Source organism: Sinorhizobium sp. 8-89 (genome assembly GCF_030124325.1).
In the GTDB taxonomy this organism is placed as follows: Bacteria; Pseudomonadota; Alphaproteobacteria; order Rhizobiales; family Rhizobiaceae; genus Sinorhizobium.
Map to the genome: position 1 here is coordinate 453,213 of NZ_JASKLR010000002.1, position 22,580 is coordinate 475,792.

Sequence of the window (22,580 nt, forward strand, 5' to 3'; positions counted from 1 at the left end):
CGCTGCGATCACCCACGGCTAATTCCAGGCACGTCCGCTTGCCCATGCCTGCAAACCACGTTAGGCCTCGCGAGGACCCCACACTTCAGGAGAACTCATGTTCGACCACGTCAAATTCGGAGTCAGCGACTATGCGGCGAGTAAAACGTTCTTCCTCAAGGCACTCGAACCGCTCGGCGTAGCTGTGGTCTCGGAGGGGCCGCCTTCGTACGGTGTCGAGCTTAGTCCAAAAGGTAAGGCTTCCTTGTGCCTGTACCAAACCGGAGAGAAGCCGGCGCATCTGCACTTGGCGTTCACGGCCGAAAATCGCCAGCAAGTCGAAGCGTTCTATCGCGCGGCTCTGCAGGCGGGTGGCAAAGACAATGGTGCGCCCGGTCTGCGCCCGCACTACCACGCGAACTACTATGCAGCTTTCGTCATTGGTCCGGATGGGCACAACATCGAAGTGGTTTGCCACGAGCCCGAGGCCTGATCCTTCCAGGCCTGATCCTTCCATTGGGGGGACGTCCACAAGCGGGCTTCGCCCCTTGCGGCCGCCCCTCACGTCAAACGTCAAGCCGCATGATCAGACATGCGGCAACTTCAGCCGGCACGCGGACGTCCGTTTCCCCGCCTCGCGCCAAAGCCGCCTGCCTCGGGGCGGATATCGTCCTGTTTGGGCGTAGTCGGCGCTCTTGCTCGGTTGTTACAGGCTTTGCGGGCGCCGGCTTGTCAGAAGCCGGAACCTGCGGGAGAATTGGAACGGGAGGGGAGCATATGGGCATCTACCGCGACGTCATCCTGCCGAAACTCTGCGATCGTTCCATGCGCAACGACCGCCTGCACCCCTATCGCCGGCGCGTGATCGGCGCGGCGGCGGGCCGTGTTCTGGAAATCGGCGCCGGGTCCGGCCTCAACCTGCCTTTCTACCGTACGACGGTCCGGGAAGTCCTCGCACTCGAGCCCTCCCCGAGTCTCCTGGAGATGGCCCGCCGCGCGCCGCATTCCGGGGTTCGGGTCGATTTCATCGAAGCCTCCGCGGAGGCGATCCCTCTCGACGACGGGAGCGTCGACACGGTGGTGACGACCTGGACGCTATGCACGATTCCGGGGGCCGACGCGGCTCTTTCGGAAATGCGCCGCGTGCTGCGGCCGGGAGGAACGCTGCTGTTCGTCGAACACGGGCTGTCGCCCGACCGCGGCGTGCGCTGGTGCCAGAATTGCCTCACGCCGATCTGGCGGCGCATCGGCGGCGGCTGTCACCTCAACCGGCCGATCCGCTCGATGATCGAGGGCGCCGGTTTTCGGATCGACCGTGTCGAGACCGGCTACATGCGCGGACCAAAGCCGATGACCTTCATGTACGAAGGCAGCGCCCGGCCGAGGTGAGCCAACCTGCCGCTGGCCGCGACTGCGGAAAACCAACGCGCCGTGGGCGGCCATTGCTCTGCCGCTACAGCGCCGCAAAAGGACGCCATCGCGCTTCGAATTGCTGCATCGACGCATCGGCCGCCGAACACTCCGCGCCAGCTCTTTTCGCTCTGCCACCCCCCTCTCCTCATTCCTGTGCCCGTCACAGGAATCCAGAGCGCGTCTCCGGCGCGGGAGAATCGCGGCTGCCCCCAAGCTGTAATACGGTCAGGCGGCGGCGGCTCCGGAGAGTATGAGGCCGCCACCCTCTCAATCAGGTCTAGCCACAGGCGGAAAACCGCCCGCGCCTCCCTCACCCCACTTTAGGCTCGACCGGGTTCCATATGCTGACCTGCCGGGTCTCGGGCATCAGGTACAGGGCGAGCAGGAAGCACACGGCAGGCACCGCGATCGGGTAGATCAGCGCGTAGCCGATGCTGCCCGTGGCGGCGAAGGCCGCCGAGGTGACGAAGGGCACCAGGCCGCCGCCCCAGCCGTTGCCGATGTGATAGGGCACCGACACCGAGGTGTAGCGGATCCTGCCGGGGAAGTATTCCGCCAGGAACGCCCCGACCGGGCCATAGACCATCCCGACATAGCAGACGAGGATGAAGATGATGAAGATCGCGGTCGGATAGTTGATGTTGCCGGGCTGCGTCACGGTTCCGAGCCACAGATAGAGCGGATAGTACGTGATCGCCGCAAGCAGCATGCCGCCGAGGATCACCGGCTTGCGGCCGATGATATCGGAGAGCCAGCCGAAGAAGATCAGGCTCGGCGTTGCGATGAGCAGCGCTGCGCCGACGATGTAGGAGGAGCTCAGCGCGTCCACCTTGGAAACCTGCTGCAGGAAATACAGGGCCCAGAACTGGCCGCTGTACCAGACCACCCCTTGCCCGATCAGCACGATGGTGGCGATGCCGACATATTTGATGTTGGAGCTGAGGAAGGCTTCCTTCCAGGGATTGCGGGTCATCTGCCCCTTGGCCTTGATCTCCTCGAAGATCGGCGTCTCCTGGAGCTGCAGCCGGATGTAGATGGCGACGGCGACCAGCAGGAACGACACCAGGAACGGCACGCGCCATGCCCAGGCGTCGAAGACTTCGTTGCCGAAATAGGTGCGCGTCGCGATGATCACGGCGAGCGACACCACGATCCCGAGCGTCGGCGAGGTCTGCAGCCAGCCGGTATAGTAGCCGCGGCGTTCGTCGGGCACATGCTCGGCGACGTAGGTGATGGCGCCGCCATATTCGCCGCCCAGGCACAGGCCCTGGATCATCCTGAGGCCGAAGAGAAGGAATGCGGCGGTGAGGCCGATCGCCTCGTAGGTCGGAATGAGCCCGATCGCGCCGGTGCCGAGCCCCATGCCGCTCAGCGTGATGAGGAACGTGTATTTGCGCCCGACCCTGTCGCCCATCCAGCCGAAGAGAAACGCCCCCAGCGGGCGGATCAGGAAGCCTGCGGTGAACAGCGCAATCGTACTCAACAGAGCTGCGACCGGGTGCGACTGTTCGAAGAACTTGACCGACAGAACCGCGGCCAGGCTCCCGAAAATATAGAAGTCATACCATTCGATGATGTTTCCAACCGACGCGGCAATGATCACACGGCGGAAATCCGTCGGGACCTGAATAGCCATGTTTCTTCCTCCCGTTTCAAGACATGGCCCCTGAATTTTGCGGCTACTCTAACACGAAAGTAGCTCGATCAAAACCGGGCATTGCTCCGGCAAGCGGGCCTGCGGAAGTAAAGGCGCGCCGCAATTCCTGATTTTGCGACAGATGCGCCTGTCATCGCCAAATTCTACTTCACGGATCAATGGGGCTCCGCGCGAAGCACGATGAAGGCGGCCGCCATTGCGGCAAAGCTGTATTGCAACTCGGTGTCATACACTCCCTCCCCCGTGTGATTGTCACAGCGAGGAGAACCACGGCGCGTCGGCGCCGCGAATGACTTGCATTCAGCGCCTGGGACGCGGCGGAGGAGACACCGGAAGACCGGTCGCGAGGCGCGCCGTAGGTCCCAGAAGGTTCGTAAGGATGGAGAGGTTAGAGCATCGAGTCAGTATCTCGTCTGCCCGACGTGACGATATCGCACACTTCGTGCAGATCGGTGGCAACTCCCAGGCACAATTGGCGTATATCGTCTGTCGGCTCGACTAGATCCGGTACCATGATCGTCATCATTCCGGCGCTGCATGCCGCTCGGATGCCATTGTGTGAATCCTCCAGGGCGAGGCACAGTTCTGGAGGAACGCCCAACAGATCCGCCGCTCTCAGGAACGGTTCCGGATGTGGTTTCCCGTGCGTGTAGTTGCCGCTGGCGATGATTGTGTTGAAACGCTTGAGCAGACCATGGGCAGCAAGATGGTGCTGCACACTTTGGTGGGATGACGAGGTGGCGATCGCCCACGGAAGACCAGCATCCTCCAGTATGTCGAGCAACTCGATGACGCCGGGCTTCAGGCGAAGCTGAGTTTCAGCCATGATGTGAAAGTGATTGGTTGCAGCCGTCCAGAAGCCTTCCAGATTGAAGTCCTTGCCGAAATGGTTGCCGAGGAATTCTCGAGTGGCTTCGCCAGATAGACCGATCGTGCTGAGGTAGAGCGGCAGCGGCATATCCAGACCGCGCTCCAGGGCGGCGGCCAACACCGCGTCTCGATACAAGGCTTCGGTGTCGAAGATCAGCCCATCCATATCGAAAACGACCGCAGAGGGTTTGCGTGGGAGATAGATCATGCCCTGTCGGCTCGCATCCTTGGAGCAATTCCACGAAGAGTGTGTAACGTTTTTCCGCCCGGAATTGCGTCGTTTCAAAGAGTTAGAACAGGAAGACAGCTCAGGTAGATTATAGAAATGACCGCGAAGAGCAAACGTCTGCCAGGGAGGCGCATCCGCCCGTCAACGGCCGTATGTGCAAAATGTGGGGATGCCGGCTTTTCGCCCATATAACCGCTATCCAGCGAGGCCGATGTTCGCGCTCGCTCCCGAGCACTACAGCGCTGCGCGTCCAATAGGACCCAACTTCCGCAACGGGTCGAGTTTTCATGTTTCCCTCGGCGTCGCAAAATGCGTGACGGTGTTCCGGCGGCCCGGCCAGTCAAGACGGCAGACCGTCCATCTCGCCGGGCGATCGCAATGGGCGGCAACTAACCATCCGCCTTGGGTGGTTTTCTGACTTTGGTGCACCGCTGAGAAACTTCGCCTTTGCGATTTGTTGCGGACCTTTCGGTAGGCTTTTAACAGCGCGCTCCTGCTCCAGTCTCAACTCCCTCCTCAATCCTGTTCAGTACAGTAACTTTCTTGATTTCAGTGGATGAATGTTCTGCAAATCATTGAGAGTGAGCGGTTATGGAGGCGCGGCCACTTTCCGGCAGCGCCATCGCTTTGTTCTGGAGTCTTAAGCTGGAGCGCGGCGGAGACCCGAGCGAGATTTGTTCAAAATTGCCGCTGCCGCCACTATACTCGGCGTTATAGCCGGGAGAGAGGTCATGCGTCGACTAGCCCAGTGCCAAGCGTTGCTGGCCGTGGTTCTCGCGAGCGCAGCCGCCATGATTCCGACATCCGCGCCCGCTCAGGATCGCTTCGCCGAGCGTGCGGCGATGATCGAAACGATCAAAGGGCACGCCCGCTCAGCGCCGTCGGCGGTCGAGGGCCAGGGCATCGATCCGGCGGTGCTGAAGACGATGGGGAAGATGCCGCGCCACTTTTTCGTGCCCGAGGAGCAGCGCGGCGCGGCCTATCGAGATCGGCCACTGCCGATCGGATACGGTCAGACCATCTCCCAGCCCTTCATCGTCGCGCTGATGACCGACCTGATCAACATCGGGCCTGGCGACTCTGTCCTCGAGATCGGTACTGGCTCGGGCTATCAGGCAGCCGTCTTGTCGCCGCTCGCAGCGAAGGTTTACTCGATTGAGATCATACCGGAACTGGGCGAAAGGGCGGCCGCCCGCCTTGCGGAGCTCCGATTCAACAATGTCGAGGTGAAGGTAGACGACGGTTACTATGGGTGGCCTGCGCACGCGCCTTTCGACGGCATCGTGGTGACCGCCGCTGCCAGCCACATCCCGCCGCCGCTGGTTGAGCAGCTTGCCAAGGGGGGCCGGATGGTCGTCCCCGTAGGAGGTCCCTTCGCGACCCAGTTCCTCATGCTGGTCGAGAAGCGAATGGACGGAAGCATTACGACCCGGCAGCTGCTGCCGGTAAGCTTTGTGCCGCTGCGTGGAGGTGGGGCCCGATGAGAGCGGGGCGCCTGCTGCCGGTTGGCCTCATATCGGCGGCAACCCTTGCCCACGAAGTGCTGCTGATACGGCTCTTTTCGATCATTCAGTGGCATCATTTTGCCTATATGATGATAAGCATCGCGCTCCTGGGCTTCGGCGCGAGCGGTACATTCGTTGCCTTGGCCCGCCGCCCGTTGGTGGAACGGTACCCGGCCGCCTTCGCAGCGTCGGCAGCGCTGTTCGGCATTACTGCGATTGCCAGCTTCGCCTGTGCCGAGCGTGTACCGTTCAACGCGCTTGAGATCGTCTGGAATCCGCGGCAGCTCGGTTGGCTTGCGGCCATCTACGTTCTCCTGATCCTGCCGTTCTTTTTCGGTGCAACCTGTATCGGCCTTGCCTTCAGCCGCCATCCTGACCAGATCGGACGCGTCTATGCCTTTGACCTCGTCGGCGCAGGGGTCGGTGCGCTGGGCACCGTCGGCCTCTTGTTCCTGGTCTTTCCATCCGAGGCGTTGCGCTTCATCGCGGCGCTGGGATTCGCGGCGGCTGCCCTCGCCGCGACGGGTATGGCTCGCCATCGGTGGTTCGCCGCAGGCAGCCTCGGGCTTGCAGCTGCGGTCATCACGGTGTGGCTACCACTGTCCTGGATGGCCCCTGGCCCCCACATGTCGCAGTACAAGGGCCTCCGCATGGCTCTCGAAGTGCCGAACGCGCGGGTGGTCGAGGAGCGATCGAGCCCGCTCGGACTGCTGACGGTCGTCGAGAGCCCGACCGTCCCTTTCCGCTACGCGCCGGGCCTCAGCCTCGCCAACACCCAAGAGCCGTCCGCGCAGCTCGCCGTCTTCACCGACGGCGACAGTATTACGGCGATCACCGCCTATGGCGGCGACCCGGCGACGGTCGCCTATCTCGGCCGGACGACGGCGGCGCTCCCGTACCGCATCCTTGAGCGGCCGCGAGTGCTAGTTCTCGGCGCCGGCGGCGGCGAGCAGGTGCTGCTGGCGCTGCGCGCCGGAGCCGATGCCGTGGATGCTGTAGAGGTCAACCCGCAGATGATCGACCTGGCTCGGGATCGCTTCGCGGACGTCGTCGGCGGTATCTTCAGCCGACCGAACGTGCATCTGCATCTAGCCGAGGCGCGCACCTTCGCTGCGACGACTGGCGAGCGTTACGACCTGATCCAGATGCCGCTCCTTGACTCCTTCGGCGCGGCCGCGGCCGGCGTGCAGAGCCTGCATGAGAACTATACCTACACCGTGGAGGCAATGCGGGATTACCTAGCGGTGCTGAGACCAGATGGAGTCGTCGCGATCACGCGGTGGCTGCGGGTACCGCCGCGCGACATCCTCAAGCTGTTCGCTACTGCCACCGTTGCCCTTGAAGCGGATGGCGTGGCCCAGCCAGGCCGGCACCTGGTGCTGATCCGGAGTTGGAATACTGCAACCCTGCTCGCCGCCAAGTCGCCGTTCACCGGCGAAGACGTCGCAGCCATCCGCGGCTTCGCGGCCGAGAATTTCTTTGACATCTCCTGGGCGCCGGGCATCTCCGCGAGCGACGTGAACCGCTACAACCAGCTCGACCAGGAATATCTCTACCAGGGAGCCCTCGCGCTCCTCGGCCCTGAGCGCGCCGAATTCATCGAGCGCTACAAGTTCGATATTGCACCGGCCACTGACAATCGGCCTTATTTCTTCGACTTCTTCCGCTGGCGCGCCCTGTCCGAACTCCTGACACTGCGCACCCAGGGTGGGGCAGCGATGCTCGACTGGGGCTACCTGATCCTTGTGACGACGCTCGTCCAGGCCGCGACCCTCAGCGCCGTCCTGATCCTGCTGCCGCTCTGGCTTCGCCGGCGCGCACCGGGGGGAGCCGTACATCGGCTGCGCTTCGGGCTCTATTTCCTTGCCTTGGGCCTGGCCTTCCTCTTCATCGAGATCGCCTTCATCCAGCGCTTCGTGCTGTTCCTCGGCCATCCGCTCTATGCTGTCGCTGTCGTGCTCGCGGGTTTCCTTGCCTTCGCCGGTTTCGGTAGCGCCGTCGCCGCACGGTGGATGGCGGCGGTCGGACGCGGATCACCGGTGCGCGGCATTGTGCTCGCCGTCGTGGTGATCGCGTTCCTGGCTGCCAGCTACCTCGTCGCGCTGCCCTCGATATTCGAACGGCTGCTGGCACTCCCGGATGCCGCGAAGATCGCGATCACACTCCTCCTCATAGCGCCGCTCGCCGTCTTTATGGGCATGCCGTTCCCCCTCGGCCTCGGCCACGTCGGTGCACGCTCGGACGAGTTTATTCCCTGGGCGTGGGGGATCAATGGCTGTGCGTCCGTGCTGAGCGCGATTCTCGCCACACTGCTTGCGATGCATATCGGGTTCACAGGCGTCGTGACGATCGCCACCATCCTTTATCTTGTCGCTCCGGCCCTACTCGCAGGGTTGTCGGATCGATACGATCACCGAGGCTCTGGTCCCGATCGCAACCGTTCGCGAGTTAAACCAACCGCCTGAAAGCCCGAGGCCGCCAGCAAGTGCGCCGTGCGCTTGCGGACCTCCGGCTCGGCGTCAGTGTTTGAAACGTCATATCACCGCGCGAATGACCGAAATGAATCAAGACTTGCCGCGTGATTGCGGAGAGGAACGTCGGAGAAGGGTCGATCTCTCCCGTTCCCCATCGTCGTCGCAGGAGGGTGGTTCTCTGCCGTACGTTGCCTTGCGAGGAATGCGAAAGAAGCGCCATCTGCGAACCTTCGCAAGTGTCGCCGCGAAGGATCCCAACGCGACCGCGATGCGACCGTTCGACGCGCAACAAGAGGTATTCAAGAGGATCAGAGCGCGCGTTAATGTGCCGATGGCAGATCTGCCCGGACTCGATGGCGACAACGACTGATTGAATCTTTCCCGCGAAAACGCTCCCCGCTTGAGGGCCCGTATCTTTCCAGGTCGCCGTTTCCTCTCAGTCGGCGCCGACGACACTCGGTCTTGAAGCCAAACCTTGAACCGGCGCAGCTCCGCGCACAGAGATCAGTTGCCCGTACCCCGGCCGCCCAGGGCCAGTGTCCGAAACTCAGGCCTACTTGATCTCCCAAGACGCCTTATGGTTGACAACGCGTCCGATTCGACCGCCAACCGTTTCGGGTGAAGCGGCCCCCGGAAATCCGCAGACCGGGCGCTCCAAGCTCGTCCGGCCAACCTACCGGCGGTGGATGGATTCGCCCCTCCTTTAAAGCAAATGAGATTCCCAGGGGTCCGTAAGCTACGCTAGACGATGACTTGCTCGCCCAGCTTGTGATGTAACGTCAAGCCTGAGCCGCCAGTGCTGCCCGGACCGCAGCCGTGATCTGATCCTGCACCTGTTCGGTCAAATACGCGTGCATCGGTAGACTGACGACCTCGGCAGCAAGGCGATCAGAGACGGGAAGGCCCTTCGGGGCAACCGGGAAGTGCCTGTACGCCGCTTGATGGTGCGTGGGTCGCGGATAATAGACGGCTGTGGGAACGCCCGCCGCTGCCAGGAAACTCTGGAACACCTCCCGGTCGCACCTTGGCAGGCGCAGCGTATACTGTGCCCAGACCGAGCTCACGCCCGCCAGCGCGTTCGGCACGGTGGCAACATCGCCCAGTTGCTCATTGTAGCGGTTCACAATGCGGTTACGGGCCGTGATTTCAGCCACAAATATTTTGAGCTTCTCTATGAGAACGGCAGCCTGAATCGTATCGAGACGGCTGTTCATGCCGATCAGAACATTATCATGCTTGTCATTCCCTTGGCCATGAATGCGGAGCGAGCGGATGGTGCCAGCCAACTCGTCGTCGCTTGTGAATACCGCACCGCCGTCCCCGTAGCAGCCCAGGGGTTTGGTCGGGAAGAAGCTTGTCGTAGTGGCAAGCCCAATCGTACCGACTTGTCGCCCCTTATAGTTTGCGCCGAAGGCTTGAGCTGCATCACAGATCAGCCACAGGCGCTCGCGATCTGCAATTGCCTCGATAGCGTCGTAGTCGGCCGGCTGGCCAAAAAGATCGACCGCGACAATGCCGACTGCCCTCAGTCCGCTGTCGTTGACCGCTGTTACGGAGGATTGAAGGCTCTGGACATCGAGGTTGAAGGTATCCTCGCAGATGTCGACGAACACCGGTGTCGCGCCAAGCCCGGCTATGGCTTCTGCGGTAGCCGCGAACGTAAAGGACGGACAGAACACCGCGTCGCCAGCCTCGACATTTTTCGCCATGAGTACAAGGGTTAAAGCGTCGGTTCCACTACCGCAGGAAATTGCGTGCTTTGCGCCACAAAACGCGGCGAGGTCTTGCTCGAGTTGAGCAACCTCTGGACCCATGACATATAGGCCGCGATCGAGAACGCTGCGGATTGCCTCGTCAACTACCTGTCCAAGATAGCGGCGTTGCGCGCCAAGATCGTTAAAGAGGATCCGGTCTGGCATGGTCGCTTCCAACATGAGAAAGGTGTTTGACAGCGCCCGTCCGCCCAGGATTATCCTGGCAGCCACGGCTACTATCCAGCATCATGCTGGCCTGGGCCAAGACCCGCATCACGCGTAACCCTTCGTCACCATTTGTCATCGGATCATGACCCTGCGCGATGCAGTCGACAAAATGCTGACATTCGAGTTTTAGCGGTTCATTCTCCTCAACCGTGACTGGAAGTGGTTCGGCCCGGATCGTTGCCGTTATATCCTCAGCCACATTTACGATGTGCGGATATAGGAGCAGTTTGCCTTCCCATGGCGCTCCATCGTCGAGCACGACCATGGCCTCTGAACCGATTACGGTGAGCCGGTGCTCCTTGACGGGATGCAACCACGACAGGTTGACTTGCGCCTGCTCCCCGGCCGGGAAGTTCAGGTGAAGGGTGACCGCGTCGGCTATCGTTTTTCGCAGGTGGTAGCCGCCGACGACACCGTAAACCTCGCTTGGTTCTGCCCCCACGAGAGTCAATATAATGGAGACATCATGCGGCCCTAGACACCAGAGCACATCTTCCTCGGACCGGATCGCCCCGAGATTCATGCGGTTGGCCTGAAGGCGCAGGACACGGCCTATAGCACCGCTCGCGATGAGGCTCTGGAGCCGGGTAAAGGCGGGGTGATATTGTAGTATGTGGCCGACCATAAGGCGTCGATCCAAGCGCCGCGCCAGATCGGTCAACTCCTCGGCATGCTTGAGCTCAAGCGCGAGCGGCTTTTCGACGAAGAGATGCTTTCCGGCGAGAAGGGCGCGCTTGGCAAGGTCGTAGTGGGTTGACGGTTGGGTAGAGATGGCCACTGCCTGAATCGAGTGCTCGGCTAGTACCTCCTCGAAGGAAAGGGCGCGACTGCCGTACTGGCCAAGAAGGGACGCGACTGCCTCGGAGTTGTGGTCAGCGACAGCACCGAGGCAGCCTAATTCAGCAAAGCAGCGGACCAGGTTCTTGCCCCAGGCTCCGCAGCCGATCACCGCAAGCTGAAAGCCCGCCGAAATGCCTGGTAGGTCGAATAAGCCCGGATGTTCTTTCGAGTTGTCCAAGCTTTGTCCTATCGCGTCATTGAATGACCTTCCTTGATCTGATGCTTAGGCGGGCACCTTCGCTACCAGTCCGCAGATGAGTACCTCGAGTTCAGGCCTCATCTACTCCGGACTGCAATCATCCGATCGGTAGATCAGCTTGATGACCTTGGCGAGTTGCTAAGCTCATTCTAATAAAGCGCAGCTCTGTTTGCCACGCTTATTGTGTCCGTCAGGGGTGCGACACCGGAAGCTCCAGGCGCTAGCGTCGTATGAGTGCGTAGGGTCGAGAATTCGCCTTCATCAGCGTCGCGGATGGGTGGGATGCTGAAGTTCAGTTCGAAGAAGCCGGACGGCAGCTTTGCGTGGACAAGCGGCCATTACTTGCCCGGGCAAGATCCGGCCAAATTCTCTTGAGCCGAGTGCGTTGAATGGACGTGAAGAGTTCGCCATCACGCAAGCGACTGGGGCATCGATGTTCCTATCAACCGCCTCCCGAGGCAAGCGTCGCAAGCGGCTGCGGACGGTCCAGGGATCCCAACGTGCCTCCTCAATCCGCCAGCCGGGGCGGCTAAAAGAAGTTCACACAAAGCGGCCCAACATATTCGATGCGGTAGCCCTGGTCGCGCGCGTTTCTAATGAACAGATTGGCCCCGCCGAGATCGGTTCCGAACGTTTCTTCCCGCAGAACAGAATCTGGACGATGCTCGGTCTTCAGCCATTTGAGGGCGCGATCAGATAAGGCTGCGATCTCCCACATTCCCTCGGTTTTCTTCTGGATGCGGAAGTCGGTCCCTGCGGTGAACTGAGGGGAAGAGTGGGTGCGAGGTGAAGGGGTCGCTGTTCGCGCATGGATGGAAGCGACCGAATGAATCATGTTTCTTCTCCCATTGATTTTGCGGGTTCTCACGTCCGGGGAACCCCCTAGTAGGCGCGTAGCCAATTTAGAGCTCCTGTCGCCGCAGTCCAGCCGTAACACCTGCTCGGTACGGTGGCGGACACCGGCCAATGGCGACAAAAGGCCAAACGGAACAATCTCTTGGCTGATCGCTGAGGTGAGGTCAGTCGCGGACGTTCGTCCGTTTCCGTACGGAAGGGTGCTGGCGGGTGGAGCATTTGCTTCAAGCGCCGTATTTTAGCGCTCCCGCACTAAGCGTGGTTTGCATCGACACACTTGGCCCCTCTTGCACTGAGGGGCCTTCTTTTTTGCGATAGGGCAAGGTACGCGGCTTTTGCTCGGAAGCGCGAGCCGTGTCGGCGTCAAAAGAGGCCCGTCATCAGGCGGCGATATTCTTCCTCCGGCTTGCCATAAGCATCGCGCGCGAACTCCTCGAGAGCCGCCCGGTCGCGGATGATGATCTGCCCTCGCAGGGAGCGGATAAAGCCGTTTCCCTCAAGAACGTGGAGCGATGTCGTGACACTCGGACGACGGACCGCAAGCATGAGCGAAAGAAATTCGTGCGTAAGATTGATCTCATTACCCGACACACGATCGTGGCACATCAAAAGCCACCGGGCGAGCCTTTCGTCGACGCCGTGGATCGCGTTCGAAATTGCCGTGTAGGTGAGCTGGATGGAAAAGGCCTCAAGGCATCGGATCATTACCCTGGCAAAGTTCTTGTTGTCCTCCATCCACTTCCGGAACGAACCGAATTCCATTCGAAAGGCATCGCCCTCGACTTGCATGATGACGTCATGGACGCTCAATTCCACGCCCATGGCTGCGGAGGTCGGGATATAGCCCTCATTGCCGAATACGCCGGCCTCTGCCTTGTTGCCCTCGGGCGTTGATGCGACGAGGGAGCCTATCCCGGATGCCAGATAATTGACGTGCTCGATGGGCTCACCCGCGCTTGCGAGAAGCGACCCCCTTGGCAATACGACATATTCGAGATGGGATGCAATTTGACGATAATCCGCCTCGGGGAGGATCGCCAGTAACTGGTTGCGCATCGGGTTCTGCGAGGAAACCGTCATCCAAGCTCCTGGGGGTAAGGCAAGGAGCGTACCCGCTCTCCGTTGCATGTAGCAGGGTATCCGCAGGCCGTATTGCCACAATAGCATAACCTCGGCCTGCCGCCTATTGGTGTCCGATCGGGCTGCCGCGGCAGAGGATGGGTGCCCATGTGTACGGTATTGGACCCACCATGTTCCGGGCCCTTTATTGACTCGTGATTCCTGTCAACAGGCGTAGACTTCGTCCGACGCTGCCCCCGATACCCGGGATGCACGAGGGAGCAACATGAGAACCGCTCAAGATTTCCGATTCGATCCCATCGGCCCCGACGAACTGACAATGATCGACGGGATCTTCAAAAGCGAGCTGCAAATACAAGCCTTGTCGAGCGACAGCGACGAGGCCGAAGCCCTTGCGGCAAAACTGATCCGCGCCTATCAGTCGGGAGTTCGCGACCCCACCGGCCTGATTGCTGTTGCGAAGTCTGCGCTGCGTCCGCACCGGGTCAGTCCTTAGGGCGCAGCTCGTCCCTATCTGCATGAAATCGAGCGTCGACAGGAAGCTCATGCCGAGCAGGCTGCGGTCGAGCTTGCCTTCGGCCGCGACCATCGCCCTAATGTCCTTTCGCTCGATCGGGCCGATGGCGATCTCCGCCAGCGTAAACGGCGCAGCGACCGCCGGGCCGTTTGCCGGCATCACGGTTACCGTGTAGCGGAGGCTCGCGGGTGAGGCCGAGCCTCACCGCATCCTCATAGGTAAGCGCGCTGCCGCTGCTCCGTTATCGACGAGCAGGTTGACCTTCTGGCCGTCGATCATCGCATCGGCCGCAAAATGGCCATCGATCCGCCTACGAAGCACGACCTCTTGTTGATCCTCAAGAGGCCAAGGGGATTAACCCACTCGCCAAAGCAAATAGCCCATCGGCGGCTGCCTCCGGCACAAAGCAGTCCGAGGTCCGGCAAAGCATGTCTGTTTCGCGCGCCGACACCGGACATTCCATGTGTGACCGGCCGTCGGCCGCATTGGGTCGGTCTTTCCGGTTCGATCCGTCGTGAAAGGGTGGTGAGCGGAGTTCAGCGCGGACGCGCTCGATGGCGAGTTTGCGGGTCGAAGTGGACCTCCAAAGATTAGCGGGTCGGACACTCCACGCCCCCCAAGGGCCAACCTGAATGCAGTGCGGCTGTCACTCCGGGGGAAGCGCACGTGATTTTGCTCCCGCGCCATTTCGGCATCGAAAAGCCTTTCGGCATCGGCGAGTTGACCGCGCGCATTCGCACGGCGTTGCGCCACCGTATCCAGATGGAGGGCGGCCAAACGAGCCTTGTTGCCGACGGACTGACGATCGATATCGTCAAGCGGCTGGTGAGCAAGGCGCTGCGGCTGACGCCGAAGGAATACGATCTCCTCGTCATGCTCGCGCGGCATGCGGGCCGCGTTGTCACCCACAAGGCGCTGCTCACCTCGGTCTGGGGTGTGGCGCACGGCGAAGACTTGCACTACCTCAGAGTTTTCATAGGCCAACTGCGTGGGAAGATCGAACGCGATCCGCCGACCCGAGAATCATCCGCACGGAGCCGGGCGTTGGATATCGCTTTATCGGCGACGAAGAGTGACACAGCCGGGATGCTCTTGGAGCAATTCCAGGAAAGGTGTGTACCGGTTTTCCGCCCGGAATTGCGTGGTTTCAAAGAGTTAGATCGTTTCACTGTTTCAATGAAACAATGAAATGATCCAGGACGTGGACTCATAAATCTGCAGCCATGGACGGATGGCTGCGAGTCTCCGAGCCCATAGCTACCGGCGGGCGATCTGCTAAACTGTTCGAATGATGACAACCAATCAATACAGTTTTCGCAAGGTGACGCTGGATGATCTCGATATGCTCATGGGATGGCGATCGAACCCTCATGTCCGGGAATGGTGGGGTTCAGATGAGCCATACGACGACGCGGACTTGGCTGATCCGCGGGTAGCGCGCTGGATTGTTTCAAACGCCGAACGCCCATTTGCGTTCATCCAGGACTATACAGTTCACGGGTGGGAAGATCACCATTTTGCCCATCTTCCCAGAGGCTCACGGGGAATTGACCAATACATCGGAGACCCCGAAATGGTCGGTGTTGGGCATGGATCAGCATTTATCAGCATGAGAATGCAGGCTCTCTTTGATGAGGGGGCACCTGTGATCGCGACTGATCCGCATCCAGACAATGCACGGGCGATAGCCGTCTACAAGAAGCTGGGTTTCGAGCCGTTTGGACCACCTCAGAAAACGCAGTGGGGTCTGGTCTTGCCCATGTTGGCCAAGAACTAAGCGCTGCGCATGCAACGGCAGCAATGTCCCGCGCCGCCGACATACGCGGGGGATTGACTCGGCGGTTATGCCGAAAGGCGACGTGGCGGGATGGGCTTGAAAGCGCCAGACGCGGCCATATTGCACGGCGTCCATGGCCGACCGACATTTTGGCCGCGAGCAGACCGGCGGCTTTACCAAAACCTCAGATGACCTTTGCCTTAAGCAACCCGGCGTATTCTACATGGCAACCCGGCGTATTTTACTTGTTGGAAACTTTACGCGTATACGGTCGCCGCCATAACGTCAGGTTGCATTTACATCGCAATGGCCTTGTGCCCATGGAGCAAGCCGATGGATCTTCTGTTGAAGCTGATAGGGCCTGTCTCGATCGCGGCGCTTGTCAGTGCTGGTGCCGCCTATGCGGATGTGTCTGAGCCAACGCTCAAGTCGCTTGGCGCCACTGACAAGATTGAGACCAGTGCCGGAACGCTGGAGTTCAAAGACGGTGTGCCGACCGCCGAAACGGCGCAGAAGGTTTATGACACGCTGGACTTCGCCAATGCCCTTAACGCCTACAACAACAGCTTCCGCGGCGCTTCGGCGCTGGCGATCGTCAAGGGCTTTGAAAGCATCGGCGCCAAGCCTGGCGATGTCGCCATCTTCTCCGATCTTATGGATTCGAACTCGCTATTCCTGACGGCGAATGCCGACACCATTTACTACTTTACCTCGCTCGATCTGAGCAAAGGGCCGGTGGTGGTCGAGCAGCCGTCGAACGCCGTCGGCACCATCAACGATATGTGGTTCTCCTGGATCATCGACATCGGCGGCCCCGGCCCCGACCGTGGGCTCGGTGGCAAGTACCTGATCGTCGGGCCGGATTATAACGGCCCGCTTCCAGAGGGCGGCTACTTCGTTGCGCACTCAAAGACAAACATCGCTCTTTATGCGGCGCGCGCCTATCTCGTCGACAACGACCCCAAGCCGGCCGTCGAGAACGTCAAGCAAAACATGAAGGTCTATCCCTACCAGCCGGGCTCCTTCGGAACGAGCATGGCGCAAGCTCTCGAGGGCACGGTGCGCATCGCAGGCGAACCGAAGATTCCCGAGATGAAGTTCATCGAGGGCAGTGGGCTGTCCTTCAACACCATCCCGCCCAGCGACTACGGTTTCTTCGAGTTGATCAACGAAAACGTCCAGAGCCAGCCCGCCACCAGCTATGACGTGGAGCTTGCCGGACAGCTTGCCGCCATCGGGATCGTGCATGGCAAGGAATTTGCGCCTGACGACCGTATGAAGAAGATCCTGTCGGATGCGGCCGCCTTCGGCCAGGCGACCGGCCGGGCGCTCAACTGGCGCTATGCGATGCAGCATCCCGATTGGGCCATTTATGAAGGTTCGCAGTGGGGCAGCATGCTGTGGGAGGGCGGCGCGTACTTCGAGACGCCGCCGCCGCTCTTCGAGAAGGGCATGTTCAAGCCGCTTGCACCGACCGGCGCGCGCACCCTCGATTCGCGCACCGCCTTTTACTACGGCTACACGCTCGACTCGCCCGGCATGATTATGCGTATTCCCGGCGTGGGCTCGCAGTATCTGATGGGCTTCCTCGATGCCGACGGAAACCCTTTTGACGGCGCCAAGACGTACAAGGTGACGCTCCCCAAGGACATTCCGGCCGAAGCCTTCTGGTCGCTCACGCTCTATGACAACCAGACGCGCTCGATGCTGCAGACGCCGCAAAAGTACCCGCGGGCCGGCAGCCAGAGCTATCCGTCACCTGCCGCCGAGACCGCCGCCGACGGCACCACGACCGTTTATTTTGGTCCCACCGAGCCCGAAGGCGTGGCACGGGGCAACTGGATCCAGACAGATCCGAAGAAGGGATGGTTCACGCTCCTTCGCCTCTACAGCCCGAAGCCGTCGTTCTTCGACAAGACCTGGCGGCCAAGTGAGATCGAACTGGTTCGGTAGATATATAGAGCATTGGCGAAAGCCCATTCCGGTTTCGCTTTGGCGCGCGGCACCCGTTGCGCGTTCAGCCTCACTCGCCCGTCACGCGCCAGATCACATCGCCGACATCGTCCGCCACCAACAGGGAGCCGTCCGGCCCGATGGTAACTCCAACGGGCCGTCCATAGGACGCCCGTTCGTCAGGCGAAAGGAAACCGGTCAGAATGTCGCGCGGAGGCCCGGCTGGACGTCCATTCACGAACGGCACGAAGACAACCTTGTAGCCACGCAGCGTGCTGCGGTTCCAGGAGCCATGCTGCCCGATGACCATACCGTCCGGGAAGCCGGGCAGAGTGCCTGCGGGAAGCCAGCAAAGGCCGAGCGATGCAGTGTGCCCGCCCAAGGCATAGTCCGGCGTTATGGCGGTCGCGACCATCGCCGGGTCCTGCGGCACCCGGTCGTCCACGATCTGCCCCCAGTAGCAATAGGGCCATCCGTAGAAGCCGCCGTCGCGCACTGATGTCAGGTAGTCGGGAGGCGTCTCGTCGCCCAGGCCGTCGCGCTCGTTGACCACCGTCCAGAGCGCATCTGTTGTTGGCTCCCACGCCATGCCCACCGGGTTGCGCAGGCCGGAGGCAAATATGCGGCGCTCACCACTCTCGAGGTCAAGCTCGTGGATGGCGGCCCGCTCTTCCTCTGCCGCCATGCCGCGCTCGCCTATGTTGCTGAGCGAACCGACGCCGATGAAGAGCTTTCGTCCATCGCGGCTCGCAAGCAGGCTCCGCGTCCAATGCCCGCCGGCCTTGAAGTCCGCAAGCTTTCGCCCTGTCGCGCTGATACGCGTGCCGCCCGTTTCATACGGGAACGCAACCACCCCGTCCGTGTTGCCGACATACAACGTATCGCCCAGCAACGCCATGCCGAACGGCTGATTGAGTCCCTCGAGAAATGCCGTACGTATCTCGGCCACGCCGTCGCCATCCGCATCCCGCAACAGCGTGATCCGGTTCGGACTTGCGCCCACTGCGGCGGCGCGCTTCATCGTGCTGAACATGGCGTAGTCGAAGGCAGATTTGATGCCCCCCGGCTCGCTCAGTGCCTCGGCGACCAGCACGTCGCCATTCGGCAACACGTGAATCCAACGGGGATGTCTGAGCCCCGCCGCAAATGCGTTCACCTTGAGCCCGGCCGCCGCAGTCGGCACTTGCTCCGCTGTCCATCCCTTGGCTGTCGGCATCTTCAGGGTCGGAATGCCCTGCGGCTTGGCTCTCGGGATTTTCGGCGCGCTGCCATAGGCCGGCTCCAGGGAATCACCGTCCCGGTGCCGCAAAAGGATTGTTACGGCGCCGATCATTGCGACCAGTCGACCGAAAATATCTGATAGGCCCATGTGTCCTCCTAACCCTGATGCGCACGCTACCCGAAGCGCCTGCGGGTGGGTATCCTCAAACTGCATTGTTTCTGTGGACACTTCGCCGGGTTGAGCGCGCGCTGCCTCCGCCTGGCACCTAACCCTGTAGCACTTTGAATTTCTGCATGGTTTTGTCCTTGAATCGATCCGATTCAAGGAACCATGCAGCAGGAGGTCGGGCAATGACGGATGGGTCTCACGCCGAAGTGGCCGCGCGCTGGAACGCGAATGCCGATCAGTGGACGCGCGATGTCCGGGATGGCTACGACGTTTACCGCGACCGCTTCACCTTCCCTGCATTTCAAGAATTCCTGCCGCCGCTCGATGGGCTTGACGTCATCGATTTCGGCTGTGGCGAGGGCACGAACACGCGGCGGCTCGCACGGATGGGTGCCCGGCTGACCGGCATCGACATTTCCGAACGGCTGATCGATCACGCCCGCCGGGCGGAAGAGGCCGACCCGCTGGGGATCAGCTACAAGGTGTCATCCTACAGCGCCGACACGGGATTTCCGGATGCTTCCTTCGATGCCGTCCTTTCCACCATGGCTTTGATGGACGGGCCCGATTTCGAAGGCGCGATGAAGGAGGCCCATCGGCTGCTGCGCCCCGGCGGCTTCATCGCCTTCAGCGTTCTTCATCCCTGTTTCATCACGCCGGGGCTGCATTGGGAGAAGGATCGCGAAGGAGGCACGGTGGCGCTCTGCGTGTCAAACTATTTCGACCGGACCAGCTTCACCGAGCACTGGCGCTTCGGAGATCGCCCGAAAGACGAGGAGGTCGTGCCGTTCGCCGTGCCGCGCTTTCCCCGGACGATTAGCGATTACCTCAATGCGGTCACCGCGGCCGGGTTGCGGATCAGGCGAATTGAAGAGCCGCAGCCATCGCCCGAGGCCTGCGGCGCCGTTCCCCGGTTCGCCCGCTGGCGAGACCTCGCCGCCTTCCTGCTGCTGGTGATGGCGGAGCGTCCGGCCTAAGCAATTCCAACTTCCGTCCGGAATTGCGGGAGGAAACATAGGAAGCCGGACCGTGAAACAGGGCTTGGAACGGCCGCGCGCTGGCGATCCAGCGGAGCCTTTCGCGCCGCGGACGCGGCGCTCCCGGGTTCCTGTGACGAGCACGGGAATGAGGAGCCAGTGTGCCGTCAGTGCCCCGCCCCTTTATCATGCACAGTGAACCGATCGGCATATGCCCGCTCCGTGGGCTCAGGGCGCCACGATTCCCTTCACGGCCCAGGCGACCGCCATGTAGGATCGTGGACCATCGACGTCACCGTCGAGGTAAGCAGAGCGGACCGCATCGCGCAGCCTCGTGCGTGCCTGCTCATCGAGTGTCGCGACATATTCGGCGCCCGGCCCATCCTTGCCGAGGTATGGCGCCCAGTAGTCGTCGAAGGAAGAAAACTCCATGCGTATCGCAAGCTCTGCCGTCTCGACCTCGACAAGGCCGGCTTGACGCCAGGCCGATTCCAGTTCGCCCGGCCGGGTCATCGGACGCGTGCAGGCGCGCGCCCGAAGCAATCCAGCGGTGGGATCGAGCGCAGCCGCGGTATCGAGGAACAGGCGACCGGCGACGAAGCCGCCGCGCGCGTCCCATACGGTGGCCGCGACCGTCGCTCCAGGCCGCGCGACGCGGCGCATCTCCGCCACGGCCCGATGGGGCTCGGAGACGAAGTGGAGCATCAGGAGCGACAGAACCCGGTCGAACGCCGCGTCGGGGAAAGGCAGAGCGCATGCGTCGCCGACGCGGAAGGAGACGCGCGGATCCGAGTTGCTGCGGGTCGCGTGCTCGATGTAGGGCGGCGCGTAGTCTATCCCGCAGATCGCTTCAAGGTCGGGCCGCTCGGACAATAGAAACGTCAGGCTGCCGGTGCCGCAGCCGACGTCCAGCACGCGTTCACCGCTCGAGGCCCCGGCGAAGGCCAGAAATGGAACAGCAAGCCGGCGGCTCCAACGCCCCATCTGCAGCTCATAACCGCCGCCAGTGCTGGCGTTGAACGTCGATGCACCCGTCATGGTACTCTCCAGATGGCACTCTGCAGTCGGCACTCTCCAGATGGCCCGAAGGCGGACCTTACCACACCGCGAGGCACGCAGGCCATTGGCGCCCTCCACCGGACGCTTGCGGGCGCTGCGGCACCGCCGCGACACGAGAAGGTGCGTTTCCAGGCAGCAAAGTGCCCGAAGAAAGAAAAATGCACAGCAGGAACCCACCTGCCAGCCATCGCCGGTTTCCAGCCGGAAGAGCCGCGCTGCCATGAGGGTGCCGGTTGCCGGCCCGCTCGCTCAATGCGCCGTAAGCGCCCCGCCCTCACCCTTGTCGTGCACGGCGAACCGGTCGAGCATATGGGCGCTCGCCTCGTTGAGGCCGATGACCTCGACTGCGACGTTGTGGCGGCGATATTTGAGCACGACCTTGTCGAGCGCGCCGACGGCGGTGATGTCCCAGAGATGCGCCTCGCTGACATCGATGACGGCCTTCTCGAGCGGCTCGGCGAAGTCGAAGGCAGCGATGAAGGCCTCGGTCGAAGCGAAGAAGATCTCGCCGTCGACATGGTAGGTGCGCACCTTCCGGCTCTCGTCGACCGTCGAGCGCACATGGAAGAGGCGCGCGACCTTGCCGGCAAAGAACACGCCGGAGAGCAGCACGCCGACCAGCACCCCCTTGGCCAGATCGTGCGTGCCGACCGTGGTGGCGACCGTCGCCAGCATGACGACGGAGGACGGCAGAGGATTGCGGCCGAGGTCGACGATCGACCGCCAGGAGAAGGTGCCGATCGACACCATGATCATGACCGCGACGAGAGCGGCCATCGGGATGATCCGCACGAGATCGTCGAGAACGAGGATGAGGAAGAGAAGAAAGGCGCCGGCGACGAAGGTCGAGAGCCGCCCTCGCCCGCCGGAACTGACATTGATGACCGACTGGCCGATCATGGCGCAGCCGCCCATGCCGCCGATGAGGCCGGAAGCGATGTTGCTCGCGCCCTGGCCGATGCATTCCTGGCTCTTGTTGCTCGTCGTATCCGTCATGTCGTCGACGATCTGGGCGGTCAGCAGCGATTCGAGCAGCCCCACCGCGGCAAGCGCCACCGAATAGGGGAAGATGATCTGCAGCGTCTCGAGCGTGAGCGGCACGTGAGGCAGGGCAAGGATCGGCAGGCTCGAGGGCAATTCGCCAAGATCACCGACGGTGCGGATATCCATGCCGGTCCAGTAGGCGATGCCGGTCAGGACGGCGATCGCGACCAGAGGCGAAGGAACGGCCTTTGTGACATAGGGGAAGAGATAGAGGATCGCCAGTCCCGCCGCGATCATCACATAAGTCGCCTGCGGCACGCCGATGAGTTCCGGAAGCTGCGCCATGAAGATCAGGATGGCGAGGGCGTTGACGAAGCCGGTGATGACCGAGCGCGAGACAAAGCGCATCACCCGGCCGAGCTTCAGGAAGCCGGCTGCGATCTGGATGAGGCCCATCAGCAGCGTTGCGGCGAAGAGATATTCGAGGCCGTGCTCCTTGACGAGCGTGACCATCAGCACGGCGGTAGCCGCGGTCGCCGCCGAAATCATGCCCGGACGGCCGCCGGCGAAGGCGGACACACAGGCGATGGCGAAGGAGGCAAACAGCCCCACCTTCGGATCGACGCCCGCGATGACCGAGAAGCCGATCGCCTCCGGTATCAGGGCAAGCGCCACGACGATGCCCGAAAGGACGTCGGCGCGGATGTTGGAGAACCATTCGCGTTTGTAGCTGGCAAGTGTCAATTTCATGGTTTTTCTTCGCAAAAGAACTGCGCTACGGCGCCATGCGTCTTTTTGGACGCACAAAAGTCGCTGTAACACTCTGGATCGCTGCAGGCG

General features: G+C 61.7%; 17 protein-coding genes and 2 pseudogenes. 9 read left to right on the forward strand and 10 right to left on the reverse strand.

The genetic code is table 11. The annotated features are described in order from the left end of the window. Nucleotides 1-97: 97 nt before the first annotated feature. Together QN219_RS06700 and QN219_RS06705 are read left to right on the forward strand one after the other, a co-directional pair. Nucleotides 98-472 carry a VOC family protein gene (locus QN219_RS06700; protein WP_283998800.1) on the forward strand — a complete coding sequence of 125 codons (375 nt, stop codon included), beginning with the start codon at nt 98-100 and terminating at the stop codon, nt 470-472. A gap of 284 nt (nt 473-756) precedes the next feature. Further along, nucleotides 757-1,368 carry a class I SAM-dependent methyltransferase gene (locus QN219_RS06705; protein ID WP_283998801.1) on the forward strand — a complete coding sequence of 204 codons (612 nt, stop codon included), beginning with the start codon at nt 757-759 and terminating at the stop codon, nt 1,366-1,368. Nucleotides 1,369-1,702: 334 nt separating this feature from the next. On the opposite strand, the gene QN219_RS06710 is transcribed toward QN219_RS06705, so the two are convergent. Both QN219_RS06710 and QN219_RS06715 read right to left on the reverse strand, forming a co-directional pair. Continuing rightward, nucleotides 1,703-3,028, reverse strand: coding sequence for an MFS transporter (locus QN219_RS06710; protein ID WP_283998802.1), 1,326 nt, complete (start codon nt 3,026-3,028; stop codon nt 1,703-1,705). A gap of 409 nt (nt 3,029-3,437) precedes the next feature. After that, nucleotides 3,438-4,127, reverse strand: coding sequence for an HAD family phosphatase (locus QN219_RS06715; RefSeq protein WP_283998803.1), 690 nt, complete (start codon nt 4,125-4,127; stop codon nt 3,438-3,440). A gap of 752 nt (nt 4,128-4,879) precedes the next feature. Here QN219_RS06715 and QN219_RS06720 point away from each other — a divergent pair. Together QN219_RS06720 and QN219_RS06725 are read left to right on the forward strand one after the other, a co-directional pair. Continuing rightward, nucleotides 4,880-5,632 carry a protein-L-isoaspartate(D-aspartate) O-methyltransferase gene (locus tag QN219_RS06720; RefSeq protein WP_283998804.1) on the forward strand — a complete coding sequence of 251 codons (753 nt, stop codon included), beginning with the start codon at nt 4,880-4,882 and terminating at the stop codon, nt 5,630-5,632. Continuing rightward, a complete protein-coding gene (locus QN219_RS06725) occupies nt 5,629-8,118 on the forward strand; it encodes an SAM-dependent methyltransferase (protein ID WP_283998805.1) in 2,490 nt (829 codons plus the stop codon). Before QN219_RS06720 ends, QN219_RS06725 begins: the two co-directional genes overlap by 4 nt. A gap of 788 nt (nt 8,119-8,906) precedes the next feature. Here the strand turns inward: QN219_RS06725 and QN219_RS06730 are convergent. The 4 genes from QN219_RS06730 to QN219_RS06745 form a co-directional block, all read right to left on the reverse strand. After that, on the reverse strand, nt 8,907-10,046 hold the full coding sequence (locus QN219_RS06730) for a DegT/DnrJ/EryC1/StrS family aminotransferase (protein ID WP_283998806.1): 1,140 nt from the start codon (nt 10,044-10,046) through the stop codon (nt 8,907-8,909). Beyond that, nucleotides 10,024-11,127: a Gfo/Idh/MocA family oxidoreductase gene (locus tag QN219_RS06735; protein ID WP_283998807.1), complete on the reverse strand. Its 1,104-nt coding sequence runs from the start codon at nt 11,125-11,127 to the stop codon at nt 10,024-10,026. The genes QN219_RS06730 and QN219_RS06735 overlap by 23 nt, the downstream gene beginning before the upstream one ends. 550 nt (nt 11,128-11,677) lie before the next feature. After that, on the reverse strand, nt 11,678-11,983 hold the full coding sequence (locus tag QN219_RS06740) for a hypothetical protein (protein WP_283998808.1): 306 nt from the start codon (nt 11,981-11,983) through the stop codon (nt 11,678-11,680). 383 nt (nt 11,984-12,366) lie between these two features. Then, nucleotides 12,367-13,083, reverse strand: coding sequence for a Crp/Fnr family transcriptional regulator (locus QN219_RS06745; RefSeq protein ID WP_283998809.1), 717 nt, complete (start codon nt 13,081-13,083; stop codon nt 12,367-12,369). A gap of 265 nt (nt 13,084-13,348) precedes the next feature. On the opposite strand from QN219_RS06745, the gene QN219_RS06750 reads away from it, so the two are divergent. Then, on the forward strand, nt 13,349-13,579 hold the full coding sequence (locus tag QN219_RS06750) for a hypothetical protein (protein ID WP_283998810.1): 231 nt from the start codon (nt 13,349-13,351) through the stop codon (nt 13,577-13,579). Nucleotides 13,580-13,594: 15 nt separating this feature from the next. Here QN219_RS06750 and QN219_RS34140 read toward each other — a convergent pair. Beyond that, nucleotides 13,595-13,939 (reverse strand): annotated as a pseudogene (locus QN219_RS34140) (TIGR02281 family clan AA aspartic protease); the annotation flags it as partial. Between the two features lie 354 nt (nt 13,940-14,293). Here QN219_RS34140 and QN219_RS06760 point away from each other — a divergent pair. From QN219_RS06760 to QN219_RS06770, 3 genes and pseudogenes are all read left to right on the forward strand, one after another. After that, nucleotides 14,294-14,676: pseudogene (locus tag QN219_RS06760) on the forward strand (winged helix-turn-helix domain-containing protein); the annotation flags it as partial. A gap of 212 nt (nt 14,677-14,888) precedes the next feature. After that, nucleotides 14,889-15,377, forward strand: a complete 489-nt coding sequence (locus QN219_RS06765; protein WP_283998811.1) for a GNAT family N-acetyltransferase — start codon at nt 14,889-14,891, stop codon at nt 15,375-15,377. Nucleotides 15,378-15,710: 333 nt separating this feature from the next. Continuing rightward, nucleotides 15,711-17,330: a DUF1254 domain-containing protein gene (locus QN219_RS06770; RefSeq protein ID WP_283998812.1), complete on the forward strand. Its 1,620-nt coding sequence runs from the start codon at nt 15,711-15,713 to the stop codon at nt 17,328-17,330. Between the two features lie 70 nt (nt 17,331-17,400). On the opposite strand, the gene QN219_RS06775 is transcribed toward QN219_RS06770, so the two are convergent. Continuing rightward, on the reverse strand, nt 17,401-18,699 hold the full coding sequence (locus QN219_RS06775) for a sorbosone dehydrogenase family protein (RefSeq protein ID WP_283998813.1): 1,299 nt from the start codon (nt 18,697-18,699) through the stop codon (nt 17,401-17,403). Between the two features lie 203 nt (nt 18,700-18,902). Between QN219_RS06775 and QN219_RS06780 the strand changes: the two genes are divergently transcribed. Continuing rightward, nucleotides 18,903-19,697 (forward strand): class I SAM-dependent methyltransferase, encoded by a 795-nt coding sequence (locus tag QN219_RS06780; protein ID WP_283998814.1) that lies wholly within the window; start codon nt 18,903-18,905, stop codon nt 19,695-19,697. A gap of 228 nt (nt 19,698-19,925) precedes the next feature. On the opposite strand, the gene QN219_RS06785 is transcribed toward QN219_RS06780, so the two are convergent. Both QN219_RS06785 and QN219_RS06790 read right to left on the reverse strand, forming a co-directional pair. Then, nucleotides 19,926-20,735: a class I SAM-dependent methyltransferase gene (locus QN219_RS06785; RefSeq protein WP_283998815.1), complete on the reverse strand. Its 810-nt coding sequence runs from the start codon at nt 20,733-20,735 to the stop codon at nt 19,926-19,928. A gap of 270 nt (nt 20,736-21,005) precedes the next feature. After that, nucleotides 21,006-22,490, reverse strand: a complete 1,485-nt coding sequence (locus tag QN219_RS06790) for a SulP family inorganic anion transporter (RefSeq protein ID WP_283998816.1) — start codon at nt 22,488-22,490, stop codon at nt 21,006-21,008. Nucleotides 22,491-22,580 lie beyond the last annotated feature (90 nt).

Coding starts and splice junctions, on each gene's coding strand:
- QN219_RS06790 (WP_283998816.1), bottom strand. CDS start 22,490: ATGAAATTGACACTTGCCAGCTACAAACGCGAATGGTTCTCCAACATC.
- QN219_RS06765 (WP_283998811.1), top strand. CDS start 14,889: ATGATGACAACCAATCAATACAGTTTTCGCAAGGTGACGCTGGATGAT.
- QN219_RS06725 (WP_283998805.1), top strand. CDS start 5,629: ATGAGAGCGGGGCGCCTGCTGCCGGTTGGCCTCATATCGGCGGCAACC.
- QN219_RS06710 (WP_283998802.1), bottom strand. CDS start 3,028: ATGGCTATTCAGGTCCCGACGGATTTCCGCCGTGTGATCATTGCCGCG.
- QN219_RS06715 (WP_283998803.1), bottom strand. CDS start 4,127: ATGATCTATCTCCCACGCAAACCCTCTGCGGTCGTTTTCGATATGGAT.
- QN219_RS06730 (WP_283998806.1), bottom strand. CDS start 10,046: ATGCCAGACCGGATCCTCTTTAACGATCTTGGCGCGCAACGCCGCTAT.
- QN219_RS06780 (WP_283998814.1), top strand. CDS start 18,903: ATGACGGATGGGTCTCACGCCGAAGTGGCCGCGCGCTGGAACGCGAAT.
- QN219_RS06745 (WP_283998809.1), bottom strand. CDS start 13,083: ATGACGGTTTCCTCGCAGAACCCGATGCGCAACCAGTTACTGGCGATC.
- QN219_RS06720 (WP_283998804.1), top strand. CDS start 4,880: ATGCGTCGACTAGCCCAGTGCCAAGCGTTGCTGGCCGTGGTTCTCGCG.
- QN219_RS06705 (WP_283998801.1), top strand. CDS start 757: ATGGGCATCTACCGCGACGTCATCCTGCCGAAACTCTGCGATCGTTCC.
- QN219_RS06770 (WP_283998812.1), top strand. CDS start 15,711: ATGGATCTTCTGTTGAAGCTGATAGGGCCTGTCTCGATCGCGGCGCTT.
- QN219_RS06775 (WP_283998813.1), bottom strand. CDS start 18,699: ATGGGCCTATCAGATATTTTCGGTCGACTGGTCGCAATGATCGGCGCC.
- QN219_RS06700 (WP_283998800.1), top strand. CDS start 98: ATGTTCGACCACGTCAAATTCGGAGTCAGCGACTATGCGGCGAGTAAA.
- QN219_RS06740 (WP_283998808.1), bottom strand. CDS start 11,983: ATGATTCATTCGGTCGCTTCCATCCATGCGCGAACAGCGACCCCTTCA.
- QN219_RS06785 (WP_283998815.1), bottom strand. CDS start 20,735: ATGACGGGTGCATCGACGTTCAACGCCAGCACTGGCGGCGGTTATGAG.
- QN219_RS06750 (WP_283998810.1), top strand. CDS start 13,349: ATGAGAACCGCTCAAGATTTCCGATTCGATCCCATCGGCCCCGACGAA.